Annotated in this window: 20 protein-coding genes and 1 riboswitch; of the genes, 13 read left to right on the plus strand and 7 right to left on the minus strand. The window is 54.5% G+C overall.

What is annotated here, in order from left to right; translation table 11 throughout:
- Window positions 1–14: 14 nt before the first annotated feature.
- From N6V40_RS04465 to N6V40_RS04520, 12 genes are all read left to right on the plus strand, one after another.
- Window positions 15–659, plus strand: coding sequence for a 2-dehydro-3-deoxy-6-phosphogalactonate aldolase (locus tag N6V40_RS04465; protein WP_131089380.1), 645 nt, complete (start codon window positions 15–17; stop codon window positions 657–659).
- Window positions 656–1,804, plus strand: a complete 1,149-nt coding sequence (gene dgoD, locus N6V40_RS04470; protein ID WP_131089379.1) for a galactonate dehydratase — start codon at window positions 656–658, stop codon at window positions 1,802–1,804. The genes N6V40_RS04465 and dgoD overlap by 4 nt, the downstream gene beginning before the upstream one ends.
- Window positions 1,805–1,809: 5 nt before the next feature.
- A complete protein-coding gene (locus N6V40_RS04475) occupies window positions 1,810–3,132 on the plus strand; it encodes an MFS transporter (protein ID WP_131089378.1) in 1,323 nt (440 codons plus the stop codon).
- A gap of 214 nt (window positions 3,133–3,346) precedes the next feature.
- Window positions 3,347–3,736, plus strand: a complete 390-nt coding sequence (locus tag N6V40_RS04480; protein ID WP_131089377.1) for a (deoxy)nucleoside triphosphate pyrophosphohydrolase — start codon at window positions 3,347–3,349, stop codon at window positions 3,734–3,736.
- On the plus strand, window positions 3,733–6,720 hold the full coding sequence (locus N6V40_RS04485; RefSeq protein ID WP_131089376.1) for a DEAD/DEAH box helicase: 2,988 nt from the start codon (window positions 3,733–3,735) through the stop codon (window positions 6,718–6,720). Before N6V40_RS04480 ends, N6V40_RS04485 begins: the two co-directional genes overlap by 4 nt.
- Window positions 6,721–6,781: 61 nt before the next feature.
- Entirely contained in the window at window positions 6,782–7,870 is a 1,089-nt protein-coding gene (locus N6V40_RS04490; protein WP_396268358.1) for a nucleoside hydrolase, read from the plus strand.
- Window positions 7,871–7,998: 128 nt separating this feature from the next.
- On the plus strand, window positions 7,999–8,805 hold the full coding sequence (locus tag N6V40_RS04495; protein ID WP_165477309.1) for an ECF transporter S component: 807 nt from the start codon (window positions 7,999–8,001) through the stop codon (window positions 8,803–8,805).
- 94 nt (window positions 8,806–8,899) lie between these two features.
- Window positions 8,900–9,574: an energy-coupling factor transporter transmembrane component T family protein gene (locus N6V40_RS04500; protein WP_262199174.1), complete on the plus strand. Its 675-nt coding sequence runs from the start codon at window positions 8,900–8,902 to the stop codon at window positions 9,572–9,574.
- Complete coding sequence (locus tag N6V40_RS04505) at window positions 9,574–10,959, plus strand: ABC transporter ATP-binding protein (protein WP_131089373.1); 1,386 nt, start codon at window positions 9,574–9,576, stop codon at window positions 10,957–10,959. Before N6V40_RS04500 ends, N6V40_RS04505 begins: the two co-directional genes overlap by 1 nt.
- Before the next feature lie 170 nt (window positions 10,960–11,129).
- On the plus strand, window positions 11,130–12,203 hold the full coding sequence (locus tag N6V40_RS04510) for an alkene reductase (protein ID WP_131089372.1): 1,074 nt from the start codon (window positions 11,130–11,132) through the stop codon (window positions 12,201–12,203).
- Window positions 12,204–12,741: 538 nt separating this feature from the next.
- On the plus strand, window positions 12,742–12,915 hold the full coding sequence (locus N6V40_RS04515; protein ID WP_165477308.1) for a hypothetical protein: 174 nt from the start codon (window positions 12,742–12,744) through the stop codon (window positions 12,913–12,915).
- Window positions 12,916–13,091: 176 nt separating this feature from the next.
- On the plus strand, window positions 13,092–13,295 hold the full coding sequence (locus N6V40_RS04520) for a cold-shock protein (protein WP_131089371.1): 204 nt from the start codon (window positions 13,092–13,094) through the stop codon (window positions 13,293–13,295).
- Window positions 13,296–13,476: 181 nt separating this feature from the next.
- Here N6V40_RS04520 and N6V40_RS04525 read toward each other — a convergent pair whose 3' ends face one another.
- From N6V40_RS04525 to N6V40_RS04555, 7 genes are all read right to left on the minus strand, one after another.
- Window positions 13,477–14,613: a ferrochelatase gene (locus N6V40_RS04525; RefSeq protein ID WP_131089370.1), complete on the minus strand. Its 1,137-nt coding sequence runs from the start codon at window positions 14,611–14,613 to the stop codon at window positions 13,477–13,479.
- A gap of 185 nt (window positions 14,614–14,798) precedes the next feature.
- Window positions 14,799–15,946, minus strand: a protein-coding gene (locus N6V40_RS04530) for an IS3 family transposase (RefSeq protein WP_262199178.1) whose coding sequence is annotated in 2 segments (ribosomal slippage) — window positions 14,799–15,673 and window positions 15,673–15,946 — 1,149 coding nt in all. Because the reading frame shifts where the segments join, the coding sequence is not laid out codon by codon here.
- A gap of 287 nt (window positions 15,947–16,233) precedes the next feature.
- Window positions 16,234–17,766, minus strand: a complete 1,533-nt coding sequence (locus N6V40_RS04535; protein ID WP_131089368.1) for an ABC transporter ATP-binding protein — start codon at window positions 17,764–17,766, stop codon at window positions 16,234–16,236.
- Window positions 17,759–18,610: an ABC transporter permease gene (locus tag N6V40_RS04540; protein WP_242632503.1), complete on the minus strand. Its 852-nt coding sequence runs from the start codon at window positions 18,608–18,610 to the stop codon at window positions 17,759–17,761. The genes N6V40_RS04535 and N6V40_RS04540 overlap by 8 nt, the downstream gene beginning before the upstream one ends.
- Window positions 18,603–19,556, minus strand: a complete 954-nt coding sequence (locus N6V40_RS04545; RefSeq protein ID WP_131089366.1) for an ABC transporter permease — start codon at window positions 19,554–19,556, stop codon at window positions 18,603–18,605. The genes N6V40_RS04540 and N6V40_RS04545 overlap by 8 nt, the downstream gene beginning before the upstream one ends.
- 1 nt (window position 19,557) lies before the next feature.
- The gene (locus N6V40_RS04550) at window positions 19,558–21,099 is read right to left on the minus strand and encodes an ABC transporter substrate-binding protein (protein ID WP_131089365.1); all 1,542 of its coding nucleotides are present in this window, start codon (window positions 21,097–21,099) and stop codon (window positions 19,558–19,560) included.
- Between the two features lie 216 nt (window positions 21,100–21,315).
- Window positions 21,316–22,599 carry an MFS transporter gene (locus N6V40_RS04555; protein ID WP_262199179.1) on the minus strand — a complete coding sequence of 428 codons (1,284 nt, stop codon included), beginning with the start codon at window positions 22,597–22,599 and terminating at the stop codon, window positions 21,316–21,318.
- A 103-nt stretch (window positions 22,600–22,702) separates the two neighbouring features.
- Window positions 22,703–22,819: riboswitch (SAM riboswitch) on the plus strand.
- Between the two features lie 251 nt (window positions 22,820–23,070).
- Here N6V40_RS04555 and N6V40_RS04560 point away from each other — a divergent pair.
- On the plus strand, window positions 23,071–23,550 hold the full coding sequence (locus N6V40_RS04560) for a hypothetical protein (protein ID WP_262199180.1): 480 nt from the start codon (window positions 23,071–23,073) through the stop codon (window positions 23,548–23,550).
- The last annotated feature ends 80 nt before the right edge of the window (window positions 23,551–23,630 follow it).

Raw genomic sequence — 23,630 nt, forward strand, 5'->3', positions numbered from 1 at the left:
GAAAGGCTCACACCGTGAATGAAGATCCATCCTCGTTGCGTCCCTCAGGGCTTGTCGCCATCTTGCGTGGCCTTGACCCGGCTGAAGCGCAGGCCGTCGGTGAATGCCTCTATGCCAGTGGTTTTCGCTCTTTAGAAGTACCGCTCAATTCACCACAGCCACTGAAGAGTATCGAAATCTTGCGCCGCACACTTCCTGCGGACGCCGTTGTTGGTGCCGGGACCGTACTCACCGTGGATCAGGTTCGCGCTTGCCACGATGCGGGCGCACAGATCATCGTTTCGCCAAACACCAACGTCGCGGTCATCGCCGAAACCGTGGCACTACGGATGGAATCATTCCCCGGAGCCGCGACTCCGAGCAATGCCTTTGACGCCATCGAAGCTGGCGCCACAAACGTAAAGATTTTCCCGGCCGAGCAAGTTGGCTTGGCGGGCTTCAAAGCCTGGACCGCAGTGCTCCCCAAAGAGATTCGCCTGATACCAGTAGGCGGTATTACCGAGGAGAACATGCAGCAATGGGTTGAAGCCGGTGCCACCGGATTTGGTATTGGCTCCTCGCTCTACAAAGCGGGACGAAGCCTAGAAGATTTGAAAACCAGAGCGGACAAGATTGTCCACGCTTACCAAACGATCCATGAGATGAGGATGTCTGCATGAAAATCACCAAACTGACCACTTACATGGTGCCACCACGTTGGCTCTTCCTGAAGATCGAAACCGACGAGGGAATTTCCGGCTGGGGAGAACCAGTTCTTGAAGGTCGTGCATCAACCGTAGCTGCGGCTGTGGAAGAACTTTCTGATTACCTCATTGGCCAGGATCCACGAAACATCGAGGACCTGTGGACCGTGATGTACCGTGGCGGTTTCTACCGCGGTGGCGGAATCATGATGAGTGCGCTGGCCGGTATCGACCAGGCGCTGTGGGACATCAAGGGCAAGGCACTTGGTGTTCCTGCCTACGAGCTGCTGGGTGGCAAAGTCCGCGACAAGATCCGTGTGTATTCATGGATTGGTGGCGACCGCCCCTCGGACACCGCTGCCGCAGCGAAGGCCGCTGTTGATCGTGGCTTCACCGCGGTGAAAATGAACGGTACCGAAGAACTTCAGTACATCGATACCTGGGACAAGGTCCAGGGCTGCTTGGAAAACGTTCAGGCAGTTCGTGATGCCGTAGGTGAGAACGTAGGTATCGGCGTCGACTTCCACGGCCGAGTCCACAAGCCTATGGCCAAGGTCCTGCTCAAAGAACTAGAACCCTACAAGCTGATGTTCATTGAAGAGCCAGTGCTCAGCGAAAACGTGAACTCAATGCTGGAACCGCTGCGTAACTCCAGCACTCCTATTGCCTTGGGTGAACGCCTCTTCTCACGCTGGGACTTCAAGGATGTTCTGGCCAGTGGGGCAGTAGATATTATTCAGCCGGATCCTTCGCACTGCGGTGGCATCACCGAAGCGCGCAAGATCGCGGCCATGGCTGAAGCCTATGACGTGGCCGTAGCGTTGCACTGCCCACTAGGCCCAATCGCTCTGGCAGCAAACCTGCAGATTGACGCCGGCGCGTACAACGCCTTTATCCAGGAACAATCCCTGGGAATCCATTACAACAAATCCAACGATCTCCTTGATTACGTCAATGATCCGTCGGTCTTCGCCTACGAGGATGGCATGGTCGCTATCCCTGACGGCCCGGGTCTGGGTGTTGATGTAAATGAAGAGTACGTCATTGAACGCGCAGCTGAAGGTCACCGCTGGCGCAACCCAATTTGGCGTCACAAGGACGGATCCTTCGCAGAATGGTAAATCGAATGTCTCAGTCGACAGTGTCGTCAGCTGCCACACTTAAGAGCACTGACAAAGCAACAAAGATGCGCTACGCCGTAGCGTTGATGTTGTTCCTAACCGTAGTCATCAACTACATGGACCGTTCAAACCTTTCGGTTGCAGCTCCATTGATCTCCGAGGAATTCGGTCTCGATACTGCACAGCAAGGTCTGCTGCTCTCCGCCTTTGGCTGGACCTACGCCGCCATGCAGCTGCCTGGCGGATGGTTGGTAGACCGGGTACAGCCCCGCCTGCTGTACCCAATCTGCCTCGTGCTCTGGTCCGTAGCGACCATCTTTATGGGCATGGCTGGAAGCTTCGTTGCCTTGATCGTTTTGCGTTTGGCCGTTGGTGGTTTTGAAGCACCTGCGTACCCAATCAATAACAAGGTAGTCACTGCTTGGTTCCCAGAGCGTGAACGCGCCACAGCTATTGGCTTCTACACCTCGGGCCAGTTCATTGGTCTTGCGTTGCTGACCCCAGTTCTGCTGTGGTTGCAGCATGCACTGACCTGGCACTGGGTCTTTGTTGTCACCGGCGCTGTTGGCATCGTGTGGGGCTTGATCTGGTTCTTCATGTACCGCAATCCGGTGGACTCAAAGCGGACCAACGCTGCTGAACTGCAGTACATCCGAGAGGGTGGCGGACTGGTAGATTTGGGCAGCTCGCAGGCCAAGGCGCCTGCTGCGAAACTGAGCAAAGCAGACTTCGCTCTGGTGCTGGGCCGACGCAAGCTCTGGGGCATCTACATTGGTCAGTTCTGCTTGACCTCTACCTTGTGGTTCTTCTTGACCTGGTTCCCAACCTACTTGGTGACCTACCGCCACATGGACTACATCAAGACTGGTTTCTTAACGTCGCTTCCGTTTGTTGCAGCGTTGGTGGGTGTATTGATTAGTGGTGTTCTCTCTGACTTCATGCTCAAGCGTGGAGTAAGTCTGGGGACTTCTCGAAAGCTACCAATCATTACCGGGCTGTTGCTCTCCATGAGCATGATCGGTGCCATCTTCACCGACAGCACTGCTCTGGTTATCACGTTCATGTCCATTGCTTTCTTCGGTAATGGTCTGGCATCGATTACCTGGTCGCTGGTTTCTGCGCTGGCACCGTCGCGCCTGATTGGATTGACCGGTGGCATGTTCAACTTCATCGGCAACCTGTCCTCGATTGCCACCCCAATCGTGATTGGCCTGCTGGTCTCGGCAACTGACTTCGGTCCGGCCTTCATCTACATGACGGTCATTGCGGCGGTTGGCATTCTTTCCTACGTGTTCTTGGTAGGTAAGGTGCAGCGCGTCGAGGGGTAATCGCTCCTATCAGGTAGAGGCCACGCTTCCTTATTCATTCGGGAAAACAAGCGTGGCCTTTTCATTTTGCGAAGGTGTAAATGACGACCAGGGCTGGTGGCGGTATCGACGGACGACACCAATTCACGCGCAGTCCGCAATCTGTCCTTCTCGCCCGATATGATCGCAAGTAGCGGAAGGTTCTGATCAAAAGAGACGTCAATGGGGGATTGGGTTGAAGAAACAGATCAATGTTGTCGGGGCAGTAATTGTTCGGAACGACGAAATTCTCTGCGCGCAGCGTGGCCTTGGCGGCAGCCTCGGCGGAATGTGGGAGTTCCCGGGCGGCAAGATCGAATCCGGTGAAACTCCTCGACAAGCCCTTGAACGCGAAATTCAAGAAGAACTACTTTGCACCGTTACGGTAGCTGACGAGGTCACCAGCACAACTTACGAATATGACTTTGGGATCGTCACCCTTACGACTTTCTACTGCGAGCTAGTCGACGGTGAACCGCAGCTCACCGAACACGAAGACGCAAAGTGGCTCAAGCGAGATGAGCTCTCCACACTTGAGTGGGCCCCAGCTGATATCCCAGCTGTAGAGATTATTCAGGCTGCATGATGTCATCCAACCCCGATATCTCGTTCGCGGTCGGTCTTTCTGGCGATGTCACCTATGGATTTCTGGATGGAGCGAGGCAATCTCGCCGCCATCATCACCCACGGGTGGTTCTAAACGCTGACGGCAATACTGTTCTGCGTATTCTCCGAGAAGAACTAGCTCGATGCGACGAGTTCATTTTCTCTGTAGCTTTCGTAACTCCCAACGCAATCGCCATGCTCAAACAAGAATTGGTGGAGTTTTCTGGCCACGGCACAATAATCACCTCGGACTACTTGGGGTTCAATTCGCCCGCAGCATTTAGCGAGCTGTTGAACCTGGAAGCACTCGGCATTGACGTCCGAATTCATAGCGCTGATGCCTTCCATCCGAAAGGCTACATTTTTAAGTCGACTGACGTAGTCACGGCGATGATTGGAAGCTCGAACCTCACGGGCAACGCCATCGTCAAGAACCATGAGTGGAATTTGAAGGTTACTGCGGCGACCGATAGTGACTTAGCAGGTCAGCTAGCTGAACTGGCTGGTAACCAACTTGCCGATTCAGTGTCGCTGAGCCAGGACTGGATTGATCTTTATGCTGAGCAGTACACGCCGCCTCCACCGCGCAAAAAGATAGAGATTGCCAGAAAACTGAAACAAGCAGACGAGCAACTCATCGACGAAGTTGCCGCAGGACTTTCCGAATCCACTGGACTGGGTGGCGACGTCAATTGGGCCGACCAGCTCATGCCGATTTTTCCCAACCAGATGCAGTCTGAAGCGCTCAAAGCCCTGGAAGCGGTTCGACTAAGCGGCGAATCCAAGGCAATCGTAATTTCGGCGACGGGCACGGGAAAGACAATTCTGTCTGCTCTTGAAGTGCGAGCCGCCCATCCTGAACGATTCCTGTTTGTTGTTCACCGCGAACAAATTCTAGACAAGACGATCAAGGAGTATCGACGCGTCATTGGCGGAGATGCCCAACAGTTCGGCAAGCTCGCCGGCGCAGCCAAGCAAAGCGACCGAAAATATGTTTTTGCGACGGTTCAGACGTTATCTCAAGATTCAGTACTCCAAACTATCGAGTCTGATGCCTTTGACTATGTGATTGTCGATGAAGCTCATCGTGTCGGTTCGCCGACCTACAAGAAAGTCTTGGCTCACCTGGAACCGTCGTTCCTGCTCGGATTGACTGCAACCCCAGAACGCAGCGATGGCTTCAACGTATTCGAGTTTTTTGACTACAACGTTCCCTATGAGATTCGCCTGAGCCATGCTCTGGAAGAGAACATGCTGAGCCCGTTCCACTATTACGGAATTGCAGATGTGACTCTAGACGATGAATCGGTGCGTGACAGTTCCGAAGATCTTTCACATTTGGTGACTCCGGAACGTGTACACCACGTAGTCGATGCATTGACCAAGTACGGGCAAGCGGGCGTTGCACCAAAGGGACTGATTTTCTGTTCTCGAAAAGATGAATCCAACGCTTTGTCAGCCGCACTGAACCAGCAACAACTACGCGGAAAGACGCTGAGGACTTTGAATCTGAGCGGCGACGATTCGATTGAACGCCGGGAACAGGTCGTTGCGCAGCTGGAAGCTGGCGAACTCGATTACATACTCACCGTGGATATCTTCAACGAAGGCGTGGACATCCCGACCGTGAATCAAGTGGTCATGCTCCGACAAACGCAGTCAGCGATTGTCTTCGTTCAGCAGCTTGGTCGAGGCCTTCGCAAGGCGCCAATGAAGGACTATCTGGTTGTTATTGACTTCATTGGTAATTACGCGAATAACTACATGATTCCCATCGCCTTGTTTGGCGATGAATCGTTGAACAAGGAGTCTCTGAAGGAAAAGCTGATCGCAACAGAGCAAGCCGGAGTGATGGCAGGTCTGTCGAGTGTCCGTTTCGATAAGATCGCTCAGCAAAGAGTCCTAGACTCTATCCGCACGACTGTCTTGGACAGCATTCAAAAGCTACGTAGTTCAATGCAAGCAATGCAGAATCGTGTTGGGCAATCGCCTCGGCTGTTCGACTTCTATCGCTTTGAGTCCGTAGACCCAGTATTGCTCGCGACGAAAAAGGAAAACTATCCGACTCTCGTGAAAAGTCTCCTTCGGATCGATCATGATCTTGATCGGGATGAGCTGAGAGCCTTGTCGCTGCTTTCACACGAAGTGCTAACCGCGAAACGAGTCCACGAGTTCGTCCTGGTGCGAGAACTGCTTACACACGAATCAATTACGCTGAACCAATTCAAGATGGCTCTGCGTGAGTATGGCGTGGAAACCACCGAGCGTGAAATGCGCAGCGCGGTTGAGACTCTGAACCTGGCTAATCACGCTCAGGTGGACCAGACCCGGTACGGAACTCAACTAGCCTCAATTGAGAATGAAACCGTTTCGGCTAACCCGGGTTTCATCCATGCGTACCGCACCCATGGATCCTTCACCGAGGAGGTCGACGACCTTATCCAAACAGGTTTGGCTTTGGTCAGCGACCGGTATGTCGGCGGCAGTCCGTTCATCGTCGGCGGTCAATACTCGCGTAAAGAGGTCACGAGACTGTTGGGTGTCCCGCGAAAGTGGACTTCAACTTTGTACGGGTACAAGGTCGACATGGATTCAAAGACCTGTCCGATTTTCGTGACTCTCCACAAGTCTGACGACATCTCGGCTAGTACGGCCTACCAAGACGAATTAGTGGACCCGTCTCACCTGAGGTGGTTCACGAGATCACGTCGTACGTTGCGCAGTGATGAGGTTCGCCGCATCGTCAATAATGAAGTGGACCTTCATATCTTCGTTAAGAAAGACGATGCTGAAGGTACTGAGTTCTTCTATCTCGGCAAGGCGGACTCAAGAAATGCACAGCAAGCGCAGATGCCCGACAAGGACGGCGTGCCGCTGGACGTAGTCATCATGGACTTGCATTTTGAAGAGGCCATCGACCGCGCGTTGTACGACTATCTAAGTCCGAACAATGACCTCACGTAATACAGAAGCAGGTAGAAACGACAAGTTTCAAACGCGATTGGGTGATGAGAACGAAGGGACCTTGGCTCTGACCAACTACGCGGGTGCGCCGGGAACGAAAGACGATTTGATCCGTCTTCTTATCGACTGCGACACCGGCATCGACGATGCCTTAGCCTTGGCATATCTTTGCTCGCTCGACCACGTGCATATCCGAGCCATCACCAGTACTCCGGGCAACGTCGATGTTGAGCAGGTCGCGGCCAACAACCGCGCACTCCTCAAGCTCTGCAGCAAGCCTGATGTTCCGGTGCTCATTGGTGCGCGAAAGCCACTTGACATTCCGTTGGTGACAACTCCGGAAACGCATGGCCCTCAGGGCGTCGGTTACGCGACTCTTCCAGCTCCTGGTCCTGATTCGCTGGCGAACAACGATGCCGTTGATTACTGGATTCAAGCGGCCCGCGCGAACCCCGGTGAGCTAACCGTTATGCTGACTGCGCCTCTGACCAACTTCGCGTTGGCTCTCCGACGTGAACCAAGACTTCCTTGGCTTCTTCGCAAAGTAGTGATCATGGGTGGCGCCTTCTACTACCAAGGCAACACCACACCCACCGCAGAGTGGAACACCCACGTGGATCCGCACGCTGCCAAAGAAGTTTTTGCCGCCTACACCGCTGCTGCTGAGCAAGGCCTTGAATCTGAAAAACTTCCCATTCTCTGTTCCTTGGACACCACCGAACGCTTTGAGATGCAGCCTGAATTTCTGACCAAGCTTGCCGAAGAAGCCGGATGCGCAGAGCCCGAACTGGTTCAGCCAAGCGATGTTGAAGGAACGCTAAGCAAAGCATCAAATCCACTGGTACGCTACCTCTCGGATGCATTGCGCTTTTACTTTGAATTCCACCGTCACTATGACCAGGGCTATATCGCTCACGTACACGACTACTTCGCCGCCGGTGTTGCTGCAGGAACCTTGGATTACGAAACGCGTCCAGCAACCATTGATGTTGAGACAGAATCACAATTACTGTTTGGAACCACCGTTGCTGACTTCAGAGGTCTTTGGGGCAAACCAGCAAATGCGCACGTGGTCTCAAGAAATGATCCAGAAGCTGGCTTTGCGGAACTGGTGAAACGGCTTGGTACCTTGGCCCGGAAACTGAACTAAGACTCCTGAACGCTGAGTGTGGTGGGCTAGAATTGTCTACTGGGTCGAGGTGACATAGACCCGCAGCTCGCGCGCGCCAGTACGACCTTTGGTGCGCAGTCATACCCGTACCTCAGGACTGCCCCATCATGTCATCAAATCTTCTGTTGCCCGAAGAAACTTCGTCGCAAACTCTTCGCCGCCGGCTCATGGCTGTCGCAGGAACCGTAATCCTCGTTGCCACCTATCTGACCTTGATCATTACCCAGCCAATGGGAATCGTCGAGGGACTGGGACAGGGCGTTGCCCTTGGTACTTTCGCTGCTTACCTCATCTCTGCTGTTCTTCTTTTGCTTGCTGTATTGCCTGATCTTCCAGTCTCAACCCTGACCTTGATCCCAGTCGCCTTGGCACTGAATATCATTCTTGGTCAGTTTGTTGGCTCGGTCATGATTCCCCTCTACATTGACTCCATCGGTACTGTCATCGTTGGCTTCTTGGCTGGCCGCCGCGCCGGTGCGGCCACCGGTGTATTGAGCACTTTGGTTTGGTCCCTGTTCGCGCCAACTGTCTTGCCTTTCGCAGCAGGAGCGGCCCTTGTAGGATTCCTTGCCGGAACCGCAGCGCGATACGGTGCGCTGCGTCGTGTCTACCTGGCTCCGATTGCTGGCCTTGTTGCCGGTGTACTAGTTGGTGTGGTCTCTTCGCCGGTAGCTACCTTTGTTTACGGTGGAACCTCCGGCGTTGGCACCGGTGCCTTGGTTGCTGCCTTCAGCTCTATGGGTGATTCACTGCTCTCCGCAGTCACCAAGCAGGCCTTGATTTCTGACCCAGGGGATAAAGCAGTGGTCTTCTTGGTTGCAGCTCTCTTGGTTTACGCATTGCCAAAGCGTCTGAGCGGTAGCTTCGCCTTTGTTCGTCGCTACCGGGTCTTGGGAAAGCGCGTCAGCAAGTAAGCGAAAACTCCATGCCCCGCTCAAATAAGCTTCATCCGTTTACCATTCTGGCTATTGCCGTGGCAGTCGTAACTATGACTACCGCAGCAAGCCAATGGTGGTTGAGTTGCGCCGTCATTGGACTGTGCTTTCTCATCACGGGATGGGCGGGGCACACCAAAAAACTGGCATTGCTCAGCGGTGCCATGTTGCTACCAACGTTCCTTTCTCTGTTGTTGATTCATGGATTAATCCCCGAGTCCCGTCGCCTGCTGTTGCACAGTGGGGACCACTGCGGGTTACTGTTCATGGACTTGAAGTGGCGTTGTCTTTAGGGCTGCGTACCGCAGTACTCGTGGTGGTGGGTCTGCTGTGCGGGCTACTCATTGATAAGCATCAGCTGGTGGCAGCGATTGATCTATCACCCGTGCCACCTCAGGTGGGCTATCTGCTGGCGGCGACATTGTTCTTGCTGCCGCAGATGACTGAGAAACAACGGCAGATTGGTGAAGCCCAGACTCTTCGCAATGCGGGCATTGGTACGGGCCTGACAGGATGGTTTCAGCGGGTGCGGTTACGGGCTGTGCCGTTGGTGCTGACTTCTATGCAAGACGCTCAAGACCGAGCCGTCCACTTATCCGCCCGGGGATTCCCAGCCACTGGAGTTCGCACCCGCTTGCGCGAAGTTCCAGATACTTCGGTCCAACGCGGAATCCGCTGGGCTGCTGTGATCTGCGCGGTGCTTGGTCCAGTCATGATCTTGGCTCCCACCTGGTTTGGGATTAACTAATGATGGACCGTAATCTCTCCGCACAGTCGACCACCGTCCTCGGTCTGGACCTGCACAGCTACACATATTTGCACGCACAGAGCTCCGTCCTGAGCGATATTCGTCTAGAAATTCAGCCAGGTTCTTTGACTGTTATTTCCGGTCATTCAGGTTCCGGGAAATCAACGTTGGGCGCCGTCTTGGCTGGCCTGCTTCCGCGTTATGACATGGATCAGCTTGTCGGCAGTGTCAGTGTGAACGGCACGAAGGTTGAGTTTTCTGATTCGTTGCAGCCTCGCGTTGATATCGCGCAATGGTCAAAGCATGTAGGTCTACTGCCTCAGGAAGCAGGGCACTACCTATCCGGGATTCGCGGGACAGTTTCTGAGGAACTGGTCTTCTGCCTAGAAAATCAAGGGATGCCCCGTGAGCAGATGCATCAACTGGTCACTGCACTTGCCCAGCGGCTTGGTTTGGAGCATCTACTAGACCGCCACCCGCAACAGCTCTCTGGCGGACAAGAACGACTTGTTGCGATGGCCGCATTGGCCATCAGTGAACCAGAAGTCCTAGTTCTTGATGAGCCTCTGGCTGGCTTAGATAAGCAGGCTACTGCGTTGGTTTCGCAGATGATCAATCTTTTGCGCGCTCAAGGAACTGCCTTGGTGGTCCTTGCCGATTCAGTACACTTCTGGTCTCATGAAGCAGACGCTCTTTGGTCCTTAGAACAGGGGACTCTCCAACGACTTTCAACTGTGGATCAACAACACCAGGCGAAAACCTCGAAGGTTGAGCGTCAGCCGGCGTCGGACGATTCTCGCGTGCTGCTGAACATGGCTTCAGTGCAATTGGCATACCCTGGAGCTGCTCGCCCTGCAGTCCAAGATCTTGATCTCCAGGTGCGTGCGGGGCAATGCCTGGGTCTGGCCGGAGCCAATGGTTCAGGCAAAACAACCGTGCTCAAAGCTATGGCCGGATTGCTGAAACCCACAACAGGAACGCTGGACACCGTTGGACAAACTGGGCTATTGCTGCAGAATTCTTCTGATCAACTCTTTGAACGCACAGTTCTTCGAGAGGTGTCCTTTGGAATTCCAAAGAAGAGTCCTCTGCGCAAACGCGTCCCGGAGGTTCTTGCCCAACTGGGTCTAGAACACTTTGGTGATACACATCCGTACGAGCTGCCAGCTTCTGCCCGCAGGCTTGTTGCTCTGGCCACCGTGTTGGTCCGCGAACCGCAGATCCTGCTTCTAGATGAACCAACGGAAGCCTTGGATGAAGCTGGCGAGACAATCCTTCAGGAAGTCATTAACTCGGTGCTGGAACGTGGGGGAGCCGTGGTCCTGTCTTCTCATGATGAGCAGTTCATGCAAAGAACTGCCGACCGCGTCCACGTGATGAACTAGCGGAACTCTAGCGTTGTTGTGCCTTCCCATGAGGTTGGCACTCTTAGGGGCTTCGCTGTCAACCAAACGTGAGTCAACTCAATTTTTAACCACAAGTGGAATACCTCAGCGGTTGCCTTGGTTGCACCAAGCAACTGCAATTTTCCAATTCCACTTAAGGAGTTCCACGCATGGATCTGTTTTCCCCGCTAACCCTTGGCGACCTCAAGCTCTCTAACCGTTTGGTCATGGCACCACTGACCCGCTCGCGTTCCGGTGTAGACGGCGTGCCAAACGATGACGTTGTTGAGTACTACCGTCAGCGCGCAACCCTCGGCCTGATTGTCAGCGAAGGCACCTACCCAAGCTTTGTTGGCCAGGGGTTTGTGCGCCAGCCAGGTCTGGTTACCGAAGAACAGATTGCCGGCTGGAAGAAGGTCACCGATGCAGTGCACGCCGAAGGCGGACTCATTGTCGCTCAGGTCATGCACGCAGGACGTGTAACCCACCCAGAGACCACCGGCGTTGACCACGTTGTTGGCCCAAGCGCCATCGCAATTGAGGGACAGACCCGCACCTACACCGGCAAATATGACTACCCAGTGCCAGTGGCACCAACTACCGATGAGCTACCAGCCATCATCGAGGAATTTGTCACCGGCTCACGCAACGCAATCGCTGCCGGCTTTGATGGCGTAGAACTTCACGGAGCCAACGGTTACCTACTGCACGAGTTCTTGGCCCCATCGGCTAACACTCGTACGGACAACTACGGCGGATCACCTGAAAACCGTGCCCGCTTTGTCATCGAGGTAGTTACCGCTGTTGCTGAAGCAATTGGCGCTGGCAAGACCGCCCTGCGTATTTCGCCAGAGCACAACGTGCAGGGCGCCGTGGAAAATGACCGCGAGGACGTGTTGGCGACTTACACCGCACTGTTGGAAGGTATTGCTCCGCTGAACCTAGCGAACTTGAGCATCCTGCACCACGATCCAGCCGGCGAGCTAGTTCAATCGCTGCGTAAGTCCTTCGGTGGTCCAGTCCTGCTGAACACCGGCTTCGCAGAGATCACCACCTATGAAGAAGCGGCACGCGTTGCTGGTGAAGGTTGGGGAGACGCTGTAGTTGTTGGACGTCCAGCAATTGCCAACCCGGACTTGGTCCGTCGTTGGAAGGAACAGCTACCTTTGAACGAACCAGACTTTGCGACCTTCTACACCGAAGGTCCAAAGGGTTACATCGACTACCCATTCTGGGAGAACTAACCTGCAAAACGTCTAACAGTGATTAGACAAAGCCACCCTTGAACTACTCCTCAAAAGGTGGACTGCCACATGAACAGTCAGTCCAACTTTTGGGGAGTTTTTCATTTGCTTAAAAGCAATTGATCGCCGTCGATGATTTCAGCATTGGAGCAGATGTGTGGATTTGAAGGCCTCCAGAAATGCTTTTGGTACTTCAGCAGAGGGAACCTGAAAGCCGGTTAGGCGTCATGAGAGCCAGTCATGGGTCCCTCCAAAGTGATAGTAAGGATCGGTGTTGCTATCACTTTCAGTTTGGTGGTTCATGGCCTAGAAGGATCCTGGCAGGAAAGGGGCCCGCCTCGGTCAGGATAGAGTGACGCAGGATTTCATCCGGGCATTATGCACAGTTGATCCAAGGCGCTTTAGAGGCTCTTCGCAATCTAAGGTGTAAGAACCTCAACAGATCCCGGGCATCAGGTAGCGTGTCACGGCATGGACAAGGCCGGGAGCTTCACGAGAATGAAAGTTCCTACACAACCACCGTCGAAAGCTCCCGGCCATGCTCAATGCTACCTACTGCACCCCGGAGTTGACGGCATTCTGCGGCCTTCAAGACCTCGGACTGACCGCCACCGGCCAGCACATCACCGAAACCCGCGCAGTGATCGAGTGCCGAGTCGTTGATGATGGCAAGTTCTGCCACCGGTGCGGGGCCCAAGGGTACTACCGCTAACACATGCATCTGCATTGATATTTCTTTACGTCCGGACTCAAAATCGATGTCCAGAACGTAGAGGCTAATCTGGCTTGATGAAGAATCATTCGATGCATCACAGACTTACTTCGTGCCGCTTAGGCGGCACATGCTCAAACCATCGTTTACTCGCTGGTTAAGATTTAGGAATACACATGGCTACTGGCACTGTAAAATGGTTCAACTCCGAAAAGGGCTTCGGCTTCATCGCTCCTTCAGACGGATCCGCAGACGTTTTCGCACACTACAGTGCGATCCAGAGTTTCGGCTTCAAGAACCTTGAAGAAGGCCAAACCGTTGAATACAAGCTTGAAGCTGGCCCTAAGGGTCCTCAGGCTACCGAGATTCAGGTGCGCTAAGCACGCCTAGTAATTCTATGAAGAGTGGCGGGATGGGCTGTGAGCCCATTCCGCCATCTTTATTTGGTTGATTCTTTCAGGCTCTTCCTTCCATGAAGCTACGTGCCACGCCATCAAGATTTAGGGCGTGTAGTGTCTTCAAATCTCACAAATCTCGAATTCGCAGGTACCCTTCGGGTTGCTAAGATCTGTGGCTTGCCGGTAAGGAATCCCAGCTAGGTGTTGTCGGCTTCTGATCCCTTCCCATGCAGCAAGTCGTAGAACAGGAACCACTCCCTGGGCTCAACGGACCTTCGGGAGTGACCGACGGAGAATCGACCGTTTCCCCGCGATATTGAGCCGCCCGCTCCAAGGTAGCATCGACAAGCCCCGACACAAATATCGGGTCAACCCCAACAGTCGCGGCCCGCACATAATCAAGTCCAAGATCTTTGGCAGTCTGTGCTGCCTCGGTATCAAGATCGTATTTTACTTCCATATGATCGGATACGAATCCCAACGGAACAACGACCACACCTTCCACCCCTGAGCTAGCGAGCTCCTCAAGTCGATCATTGATATCAGGCTCCAACCACGGAGTTCGCGGCGAACCAGAACGAGAACAAAAAACAAGCTCAGCATTCAACGGTTGCTTTTCTCCCAGTTCTTGATTGATCCATTCGATCAGCTGCAGATGCTGCTCCCGATACCCAACAGTCTGACGCTCCGAGGCTTCTTGCATTGCTAGAGGGATCGAATGGGTGACATAGAGCAAGCTGTGCTTCTGCGGATCCAAGACCCCGACTTTCTGGATCAAGTCTGTGAGCCCGCGATGCACGCAATCCAATTCCGCATAAGCAAAGCCCGGATGGTTATAGTATTGGCGGATCTTCTCGAAAGATACCTCGATACCTTCTTGAGCTAGCACATTTTGGGTGTGGGCGAAATCTTCGCGATACTGGCGGCACGAGGAGTAGCAAGAATATGCGGAAGTGTCGATAGCAAGGAATCGCGACCCTCGCGTCCTTTTGGCGAAGTCGCGCACGGTGTCTGTGAGATAAGGATCCCAGTTGCGGTTGCCCCACAATACTGGCGTCGTGATTCCACGTTGTTCGAACTCTTGACGTAGGGCTTCTAGTAGCTGGCGGTTCTGGTCGTTGATGGGGGACTTTCCGCCGAACCCGTAATAGTGTTCACCTACTTCGACTAGTCGCTCATCGGGGATGCCTCGTCCCGCAGTGACATTCTGGAGAAACGGAAGAACATCTTTATCTTTCTCCGGTCCGCCGAAGGACATGAGGATGACTGCGTCGAAGGGTGCTAGGTTGTTGATTTCCATGCCTGAATTTTACGTACTGTAGAAAAGACTGTGCCATTCGTTCAGGATATCTCCAGCTTTGCTCAGCTCGTCGCTTCATTCTTGAAGATGGTCTGAGAGAATAACTAAAGTCGTACCATATCTAGTACCACTAGGAGGCGGTATGGCAATTACCACTGGTTGGGTCCCTTTGAGCAGCCCAGCAACTATGCGATAGCTAACTGATTCTCTCTGACCCATTCATCCCAAAAACGGGACGGCGTCGACCCATCCAAGGAGCCATGGGGACGTTCCTGATTGTAAATGTCCTTCCATTCATCAGCCAAATATCTCGCCTCCGCCATGGTGTCCATGATTTCTCCGGAGAGTTGTTCACGTCGGAACTGCGCATTAAACGACTCAATAAAACCGTTCTGCCAAGGCGAACCCGGATCAATGAACGCAGTAGAAACTCCAACAGTGTTGCACCAGTTCACCAACGCACCGGCAGTGAATTCAGGCCCGTCATCACACCGCACGAATGTTGGTTGGGTCCCTGTCTCGGCGATGATCCCTTCCAAAACTGCCACCACGTCCTCAGCCTTGAAAGACCGCCGCGGAATAATCGCCAATGCTGTTCTCGTGTACTCATCAATGACATTGAAAAAGCGGAAGTGACGTCCGCAGGAGGTGACATCCGACTGAAAGTCGAAACTGAGCACATGCATTGGATACGTTGCGATCAGTCGCTTCTGCTCCCCGGCATCTGGGCCGGTACGGCGCTTCTTTCGACGCTTGGGCTTACAGACCAAGCCTTCCTCGCGCCACAACCGTCGGACACGCTTGCTGTTCAAGGCTGTGCCTGCCCGTCGTTCAGTGCTCAATAGATGCCAGCGGGCCTTGCGCCAGCCCCAGACCGGATAGTCGGACGCGACGGCGCGCAAATCGGCCCTCAGCTGCGCTTCGTCAAAGCTCATCGGTGATTTCTTCTTACGCAGCGCAGAACGGTTCTGGCCCAGAACTTGGCATGCGAAGCGTTCGGATGCCCCGAATTTTTCCATCGCCATCCGTACGGCACGGCGGCGTGGTTCAGGGTTTAGAATTTTCCCTTAGCTACCTCGGTCAAGATGTCGTTGGCGAGCATCTGATCGGCTAGCAGCTTCTTCAGGCGGGCGTTTTCCTTTTCCAGCTCTTTGGTACGTTTGCTGGCTTCAGCGTTTTTCTCGGACCCGTACTGGTTGATCCAGCGGTACCAGGTCGCTTCGGTGATCTGAAGTTCCTTGATGACCTCGATCATCGGGTGGCCTTCATTGAGCATCTTCTGTCCTTGGCGGACTTTAGCGATGACCTGGTCTGGTGTGTGTCTGCGTGCCATTGTTTCTGTGATTCCTCCTGTGTCCATTGTCGGACACGAGTACTCACATAGTCACTGGACTACTTTCCCGGGACCCAACCAGTGCATTGGGTGGAAGCTGAAGAGCTTCGCAGGGAGCTCGAAGACATGATTGGTGACGAATACCGGATAATTCTCACTCGCTCATACCGATGAATCCTCCAATTGCCGGACCGTGAAGCACTGGCACATGGAATCAGCTTTGAGGATAGCCAATCTGTGGCATTCCAACTCGTGTTTCCATTGCCACTCTCTTTGTGAAGGCTGCTTCACGCCCGCATTGCCGCGGTGATATTTAGCGCGGCCACTAGGTCCTTGCTGTGCGGATGTTCCGCATTGGTCAAGAATTCGTTGAGTGGGCGCTGCTCCACTAGCTCACCCTCATAGAACACGGCCACATCATCACTGACATAACGGATCACGTCCATGTCATGGGAAATGACTACAAGGCTCAGACCCATGCGCTCGCGTAGATCCAGCAACAGATCAAGGATGTGGCGCTGCGCCACCGAGTCCAACGCCGAGGTTGATTCATCACAGATCAATACCTGTGGATCGGTCAGAAGCGCCCGGGCAATAGCTAACCTTTGTAGCTGTCCACCTGAGCATTGGCCCGGATACCGGTCCAATAATTCATCGGGTAATCCAACCTGAACCATCGCTTGTGCCATGCGCTCCCGGGCCTGATCTGCAGGTAGCCGGTGCACTGCGGCGCTCATGCTGGTACGGATAGAAAGCCGCGGATCAAATGAAGAGAACGGCTCCTGCGCAATAATCTGTACTCGCGTTGCCGTAGCACCCTCGTGCTTATCGATGATCTGTCCGGTAGTTGGCTGCTCCAGTCCAGCAAGGAGTCTGGCAAAGGTGCTCTTGCCAGAGCCGGAACGTCCCACAACGCCCAATACCTGCCCGCCATGGAGGCAAAGGGTAGTGGGCTTCAACGCTGCTTCACCCTTGGCTCGGCGCCAATAATTCTTGCTCGCATCCACTGCTTCGAGCAGGCAGCCGGAATCCTCGGACCGTGGTTCACGAACTGCAGGCAGGCTGGCCTCAACTAATTCACGGGTTTTTGCGTGACGGTCTTTGGAGAAGATCTGTGCGGTGGGGCACTGGTCAACAATCTGACCGTCACTGACCACCACTACGCGGTCAGCAATATGCTGGACGCTGGCGATGTCGTGGGTAATAAAAAGAACACCAACGCCACGTTCTTGCTGCTTGCGGCGCAGTAGCTGCAAGACTTCAGCCTTGAGAATTGAATCCAGAGAAGACGTCGGCTCATCAGCCAGAATGAATTCTGGATCCGCGGCCAAAGCAAGGGCCAACATGGCACGTTGAGCCATCCCGCCAGAAAGTTGATCCGGGCGCTGGCCAGCAATCTGCGCGGCAGGGGACAGTCCAACTTCTTCTAACAGAGCTAGGACCTCAGCCGCATGCTTTCGGGCCTTGCCCCAACCATGGGCACCCATGGCCTCAAGCAAGTGCGCGCGGATGGTCATCCGAGGATTCATGACGCGCTTAGGCTGTTGGAACAGCATGCTGATACGGTGCCCACGCACCTGGTTCATGGCTTTATCGCTGAGCTGATCTAGCCGCTGGCCATCGAGCAGGATCTGACCCTCGGCCTGCAACTGTTCTGGGAGAAGTCCCATGATCGCTTTGGTGAGCAGCGTCTTGCCTGAACCGGAGCGCCCCACCACGGCCACCAGTTCTCCGGAGCGCAGTGCGCCACGAGCCTTGGACAGCAACATTTTCTGTCCCGAGCTGACCGATAGATCAATGAATTCAAGTTCTTCAGCCATGGGCTTCCGCCTTGGTTTTGATGTACAGAACGTCGTTTCCGCCCAGCACGTGGGTGATGCGGTTGCCCAGCAAGGTGACGCAGAAGCTGACTAAGAAAATGGCAGCTCCAGGGACAAGTAAGCCCCAGGGGGAGCGGATGGCATGTGGTTGGGCTTCGGCCAGCATGGATCCCCAGTCGGACTGCGGTGGTTGTACGCCAATGCCCAGGTAGGACAGCGAACCGAGCAAAACAAGGAGCAAACCAAAACGTAATGCGGCCTGGGCTAGCACCGGTCCAGCAACGAAGGGCAAGACGTGGTGGCGCAGGATGAACCAGCGTGAAGCGCCCACATGTTTGGAGGCTTCCACATGGTGCGTGGACAAGGCTTGGGCAGCAATGGAACGCACCAACCTTGCGGTGGGGGTCCACGCCACCACGCCAACGGAGAGCACCATGGTGAAGAAGCCAGGACCCATGACCGCAATAATCAACAGGGCAATGACGATTTCGGGCAGCGCGAGCAGCAGGTCATTGATGCGCAGGAAGATCTCGTCCAGCCATCCGCCACGCAGTGCGCTGAGCAATCCCAGCACCGTGCCGACCAACAGTGAAAACAGCGTGGTGATCAGTGCTACGGACAGGGAGAACTGTCCGCCATGCAGCACCCGGCTCAAGGTATCGCGTCCCAGGGCGTCGGTGCCCAAGAGGTGCGCTGCACTTGGGCCCTGCAACCTATCTGCCAGCGACTGAACGTCAGGGTCATAGGGAGAAATCAAGGGAGCTGTGATGGTCAAAAGAACTATCACTAACAAGATGAACGCTGGAACGGAAAGAAGAATCTTTGAAGCAGTGCTCTTAGCCATGTCGAACTCCAATCCTCACGGTGGGATCACTGAGCTTGTGAATCAAATCAATAATTCCGGTGACCAGAACGGCGCAGGTCACCACGACCACTACGCCACCTTGGGCCACGGGAATATCGGAATCAACAATTGAATCAAAGATCAATCGCCCCATTCCGGGGATGGCAAAGATGACTTCAACAATGACTGAGCCACCAAGCAGTCCAGCAAACCAGACACCCACCATGGTCCACATTGGCAATAATCCGTGGGGAACTACGTGGCGGGTCAATGCCTGAGTGCGGCTTAGACCGCGGGCGCGAGCTGCGAGTACATGTTCAGAATCCAAGGCTTGGAGCACGCCTGAGCGCACCGCAACAGTGAAGAAGCTGATGGGCCGCAACGCCAAAATGAATACTGGAAGCACCAGCGATGCAGGGGAGTCGTAGCCTGCTGAAGGAAGCAGTGACCAGCGCACCGCGAAGAGTAAGACCAGTAGTGGTGCCAGCGCGTATTCGGGAATGGCGATTAGTGCGTGGGTCACTGAAGTGATGAGTTTATCGGTCCACTTCCCGGCATGAGTAGCTGAAATGACACCCAAGAAAATAGAAACAAGTATCGCCACCAGCAGTGCGCTGCCGGCCAGCGATAGGGTGACGCCAATGGCCGGGAGGACTTGGTCAGCTACTGGGGTTCCACTGATATGAGAGAGCCCCATATCTCCGGTGAAGAACCGTCCAAGCCATCGCCCGAACTGCACCAGCATCGGGTCGTGAAGTCCAAACTGCTCTGCATAGGCCTGCACTGTAGCCTCATCTGCTTCGCCGAAGTCCATTCGCGCGCGCAACAAGGCACGCACCGGATCCCCTGGGGAAACGAAGGGGACAAGAAACACCGCAAAGGATGAAAGCAGAACGGCTGCGCCGAGTCCTACAACTCGGCGCAGCACGGCAGTTAGTGGGGACACGTTACTTGGTTTTCGCCAGATCCTTGGTCAGTACGTAGCGGGTCAGTGGATCCTGGACGTAGCCCTGAACCTTGGAGCCCACACCGTCGATGGCCTGCTCATTGACCAGCCACACGTTGGCGGCATCCTTAGCCAAGATATCTCCGGCCTTGCGGTAGATGTCGTGGCGCTTAGTTTCGTCCTTCTCACCCATTGCCTGGCTGATCAGTTTGTCGTAGTCCTTGTTGCAGTAGTGGCTCAGGTTGTAGCCACCTTCGCAGGTGTAGTCCGCCTGCAGGAAACCGATCGGGTCAGCAATATCAATCATGCGGTTGCGCTGGCTGAGGATCATGTCGTACTTGCCGGCCAAAACATCTGGCTCTACAGCACCGTAGGACTTGGTCACCACATTGGCCTTCAAACCAATCTGCTTGAACTGCTCCTGGATGATGGCACCTACACCAGCAAATTCAGCACGTTCGGTGATCGCAATGATCTCCAGAGGCTTCTCTTGCTTGTAGCCGGAGGCTTCTACCAATTTCTTGGCTTCGTCGATGTTCACTGCAGGTACTGCCAGATCTGGGTTGGCCCATGGCTCACTCGGAGCAAAGGGTCCGGTGGCAGGCTGTGCTGCACCTTCATAGATGCTGGCGGCCATAGCTGGCAGATCCAGAGCCATGGTGGCTGCCTTGCGCAGCTCCACTTTGTTGAATGGTGCGCGCGAGTTGTTTAGGTACAGGGTCGAGGTGCGAGGAGAGTCGGCCTTGAGCACGCTGATCTTCTCGTCTGCTTCCAAGGTAGCCAAGCTGGTGGCCGGGATGGACATGGAGATGTCCGCTTCACCGGTCTGTACCTGGGTGGAGCGGGTGGCGCCGTCGGTGATGTAGCGGATTTCGCCGCCGGCCAGTTTCACCTCACCATCCCAGTAATTCTTGTTGCGGTCCAAGGTCAAGGACTGTCCGGCCTTCTCTGAAACCGGAGCGAAAGGCCCGGTGCAGTGATTCATCGGATCAATGCCCTTGTCGGTGTACGCAGCACCCGAGAGCACGCCGGCATTCACGCTGGCCATGCGATACGGCAAGAGCGGATCAGCTGCCGGGGTAGTGACGCGTACGGTATCAGCGTCGAGGGCTTCTACCTTCTTGATGGTCTTAGGGTTCACTGCACGTGCTGGTGCGGTGGCATCAAGAACATGGTTCAGTGAATTAGCAACAGCCTTGGCGTTGAAGTCGGTGCCGTCCTGGAACTTTACGTTCTTGCGCAGGTCGAATTCCCATGCGATATCCGAGGTCTGCTTCCAAGAAGTGGCGAGCATTGGCTCTACCTTCTTCTCGGTCTGGTCATACTTGGTCAGGGTTTCCAAGCAACCGGCGATTGAGAGCACATAAGCGTCATCGCTTTCCAAAGCCCAGTTGGAAATTGGGGCACGGAAGTTCGCTACAACTACGCGGGCTTCGGCATCCGCTGCTGCATCCGGAGCGGGGGTGGCGGTGGAACTGCAGGCAGTTAGTGCGAGGGCTACCGCTGCAAAACTTGCAGCTACGCTCAATCGTCCAAGGTTCATGGAAATCCTTCGGCAATACGTGATGAATTGGCATCCAATGTCTTAGAGCCTTGGTAAGCGTACCCTAATTCCTTGATTTCTCATGAAGCAATAAAAGGCCATGAAAACCCCTTTAGAACTTCGGGATTCTGGACTGCGATAGAACGCTAGCTGAGTAGTAGAAAGTTGGTGTCAACCGTGGAAGTTCTGAGGACATTTTGCGTTATGTGTCGCAGTTCACGCACTGCGTGTGCGTAGCATGCGGTCACGAACCAACCGAGAACCAAGCCACGAAGCCAGCAACAGCGGAATGATCATGACTAGCCAAGGGATAAAGGACAACTCGGCTGCTCCTGCGGTGTGTGAGAGTAACCAGCCAAAGAGCATGTTGCCTAGAAGTACTGCTAGGCCGCCGCAGGTGGAGAGTAATCCGAAGTAGGAGCCGGTAGCGTTGAGCCCGGCAAATTTTGGAACAAGACTGAGCGCGGTGGGATGAACACTCATATGACCCAGGGTCATCAGGGTGACTGCGCAAAGAATTCGCACCAAGCTGGTTTCCTCACCAAAGGCTGATGAAGGGATGAAGGCCAAAACACTAAACCCCAAGGCGCTGAGAATATAGCCCATGCGCAACGTTGCAGCTGGGCCGATTCTTGCAGCAAGCCACGATAAGGGAATCTGCAGGCTCAGGGTCAAAATGGAGATCCACGCAAAGATCAGCCCCAACCACTGGGTAGGCATGTCTTGGCGTTCAAGTTCCAAAGGAATAGCTAGATACAGCTGGTTGTAGGCCACTAGGTCCGCGGCATGCAGCGAACAGAAGGCCAAGAACTGGCGGTCGCGCAGACATTCTCGGAAGCTACTGTGAGGCTTCGATGCTTTAGTTCCTGCACCGGTAGCAGCCGACAGTGCGCTCGCCGTGTCAGTCTTGCCAAGAGTGAGCGCCAAGAAGATTCCGATGGCCACAAAGAATACTGCGCCAAAACCTGCCACGGTGGAAAATCCCCAGCCCCACAGGGCCGAACCCATCAAAGGTCCGGTGACGGCGCCAATTTCACCCGTGATGCTCAGCCACGCAAAGAGCGTAGCCCGCCGCACGTGCTGGACTTGTCCTTGATCCCGCGCGCTTTGGGCAGCCGCCACCAAGATGTTTAGTCCCGGGGAGAATAGTGCCCCACCAAATCCGGTGAGCAGTGTGCCAAAAATGAACATTCCCAAGTGTGGAGTACTAGGCCATAGGGATGCGGCCAAAGTGAGGAAACCTGCGGCACGTACCGCGCAGCCGATCAGAATCATGGTGCGGGCGCCGAAGCGATCCGCCAGAGTGCCACCAGCTAAGAACAGTCCTTGCTGGGCAAAAGTTCTGATTCCTAAGATCAGACCCACCGCGGTAGATGCCAACAGGAAATCACTGCTGAGGACTACCGCAAGGAAGGGGACTACAGCGTAGAAGCCGATATTAAACAGCGTCTGGGTTCCCAGGAGCACGGGAATTTCTAAGCGTTGCGAGCGAGTTTTCATGGTCCTCTGGGACGCGGTGATGATGACCAGTCTGATCTTAGCTAAAGGATGGTCAATCACTTGTGTTCAAACTGTCGGTGCATTGTCCTATGGTTGAAAACAGGTTCAAGAGTTACGACGTAAAGTACCTGGCTAGTCGTACGGCAACCCCTCTCCGGCTCACGGGGTGCCTCAGGGGAAGAACCGTTCCGAGGCAAAAACCATCGGTTCAGTTAGCGGTTTGCCTCGTCCAGTATTCGGTACGGGGCGGCACCGCTCTCACGCTAGGAGAATTTCCATGACTGAGAATTCCTCAGAAAACCTGTCCCACGACGACTTCAAAAATGGTCGGCCGAGCTCAACAGCGAATCGACCACAATACAAAACCTTTGCCGAGACCTAGGGAATCTTGCGATCTTTGGCAGTGGCGGCCCTGGACTGCATCCGAACACGGACTTTGACGCGCCGGAAGATGAGTTTGGCCTTCCACAGTTGCCCCACCATGCATCGCGCACGGAGCAAGAACTAGTCGATCTGCGCTGGGACTCGGTCCTTCTGGACTATCCGTACACGCCACCGAGACTGCGTGGAATGAAGTTGCCATGGGCCTTCATCTTGCCCCATCGTGCTCAGAAGCTTAGACAAGGTCAAAGCTATCGAGACTCGGAAATCAACCAATACGTCAAAGAGTGGGAGGCCTTCGGCTTCAGCCCCGAAGCTTATGCGCTGCTTTGCTCTTCGGTTCGCGGTGCAGTCGAATATCTGCGTATTGCCTACAAATCAGAGGCACAACAAGCAGCCATTTCGCGTCGGCTGGACGAGCTAAACATCGATCTTGAGAGCCGAAATCTAGCGCGTTGGAACCTGAACCCAGAACAGTGGTCACGGCTGCCAAACCTACTGACGCGAGTGCGTCCATCGGTGGCTGTGAAGTGGATTATCTACATGGATGATCGCGACAACCAGGGATAGTCGAAGCACAAGACTCACGGCTGCGTCTTAGCTAGTTGTGGCCTAGCTAGAAGTCTCATGTCTAGAGGCATCGTTACCAC

Source organism: Glutamicibacter sp. M10, assembly GCF_025452055.1.
Lineage (GTDB): Bacteria > Actinomycetota > Actinomycetes > Actinomycetales > Micrococcaceae > Glutamicibacter.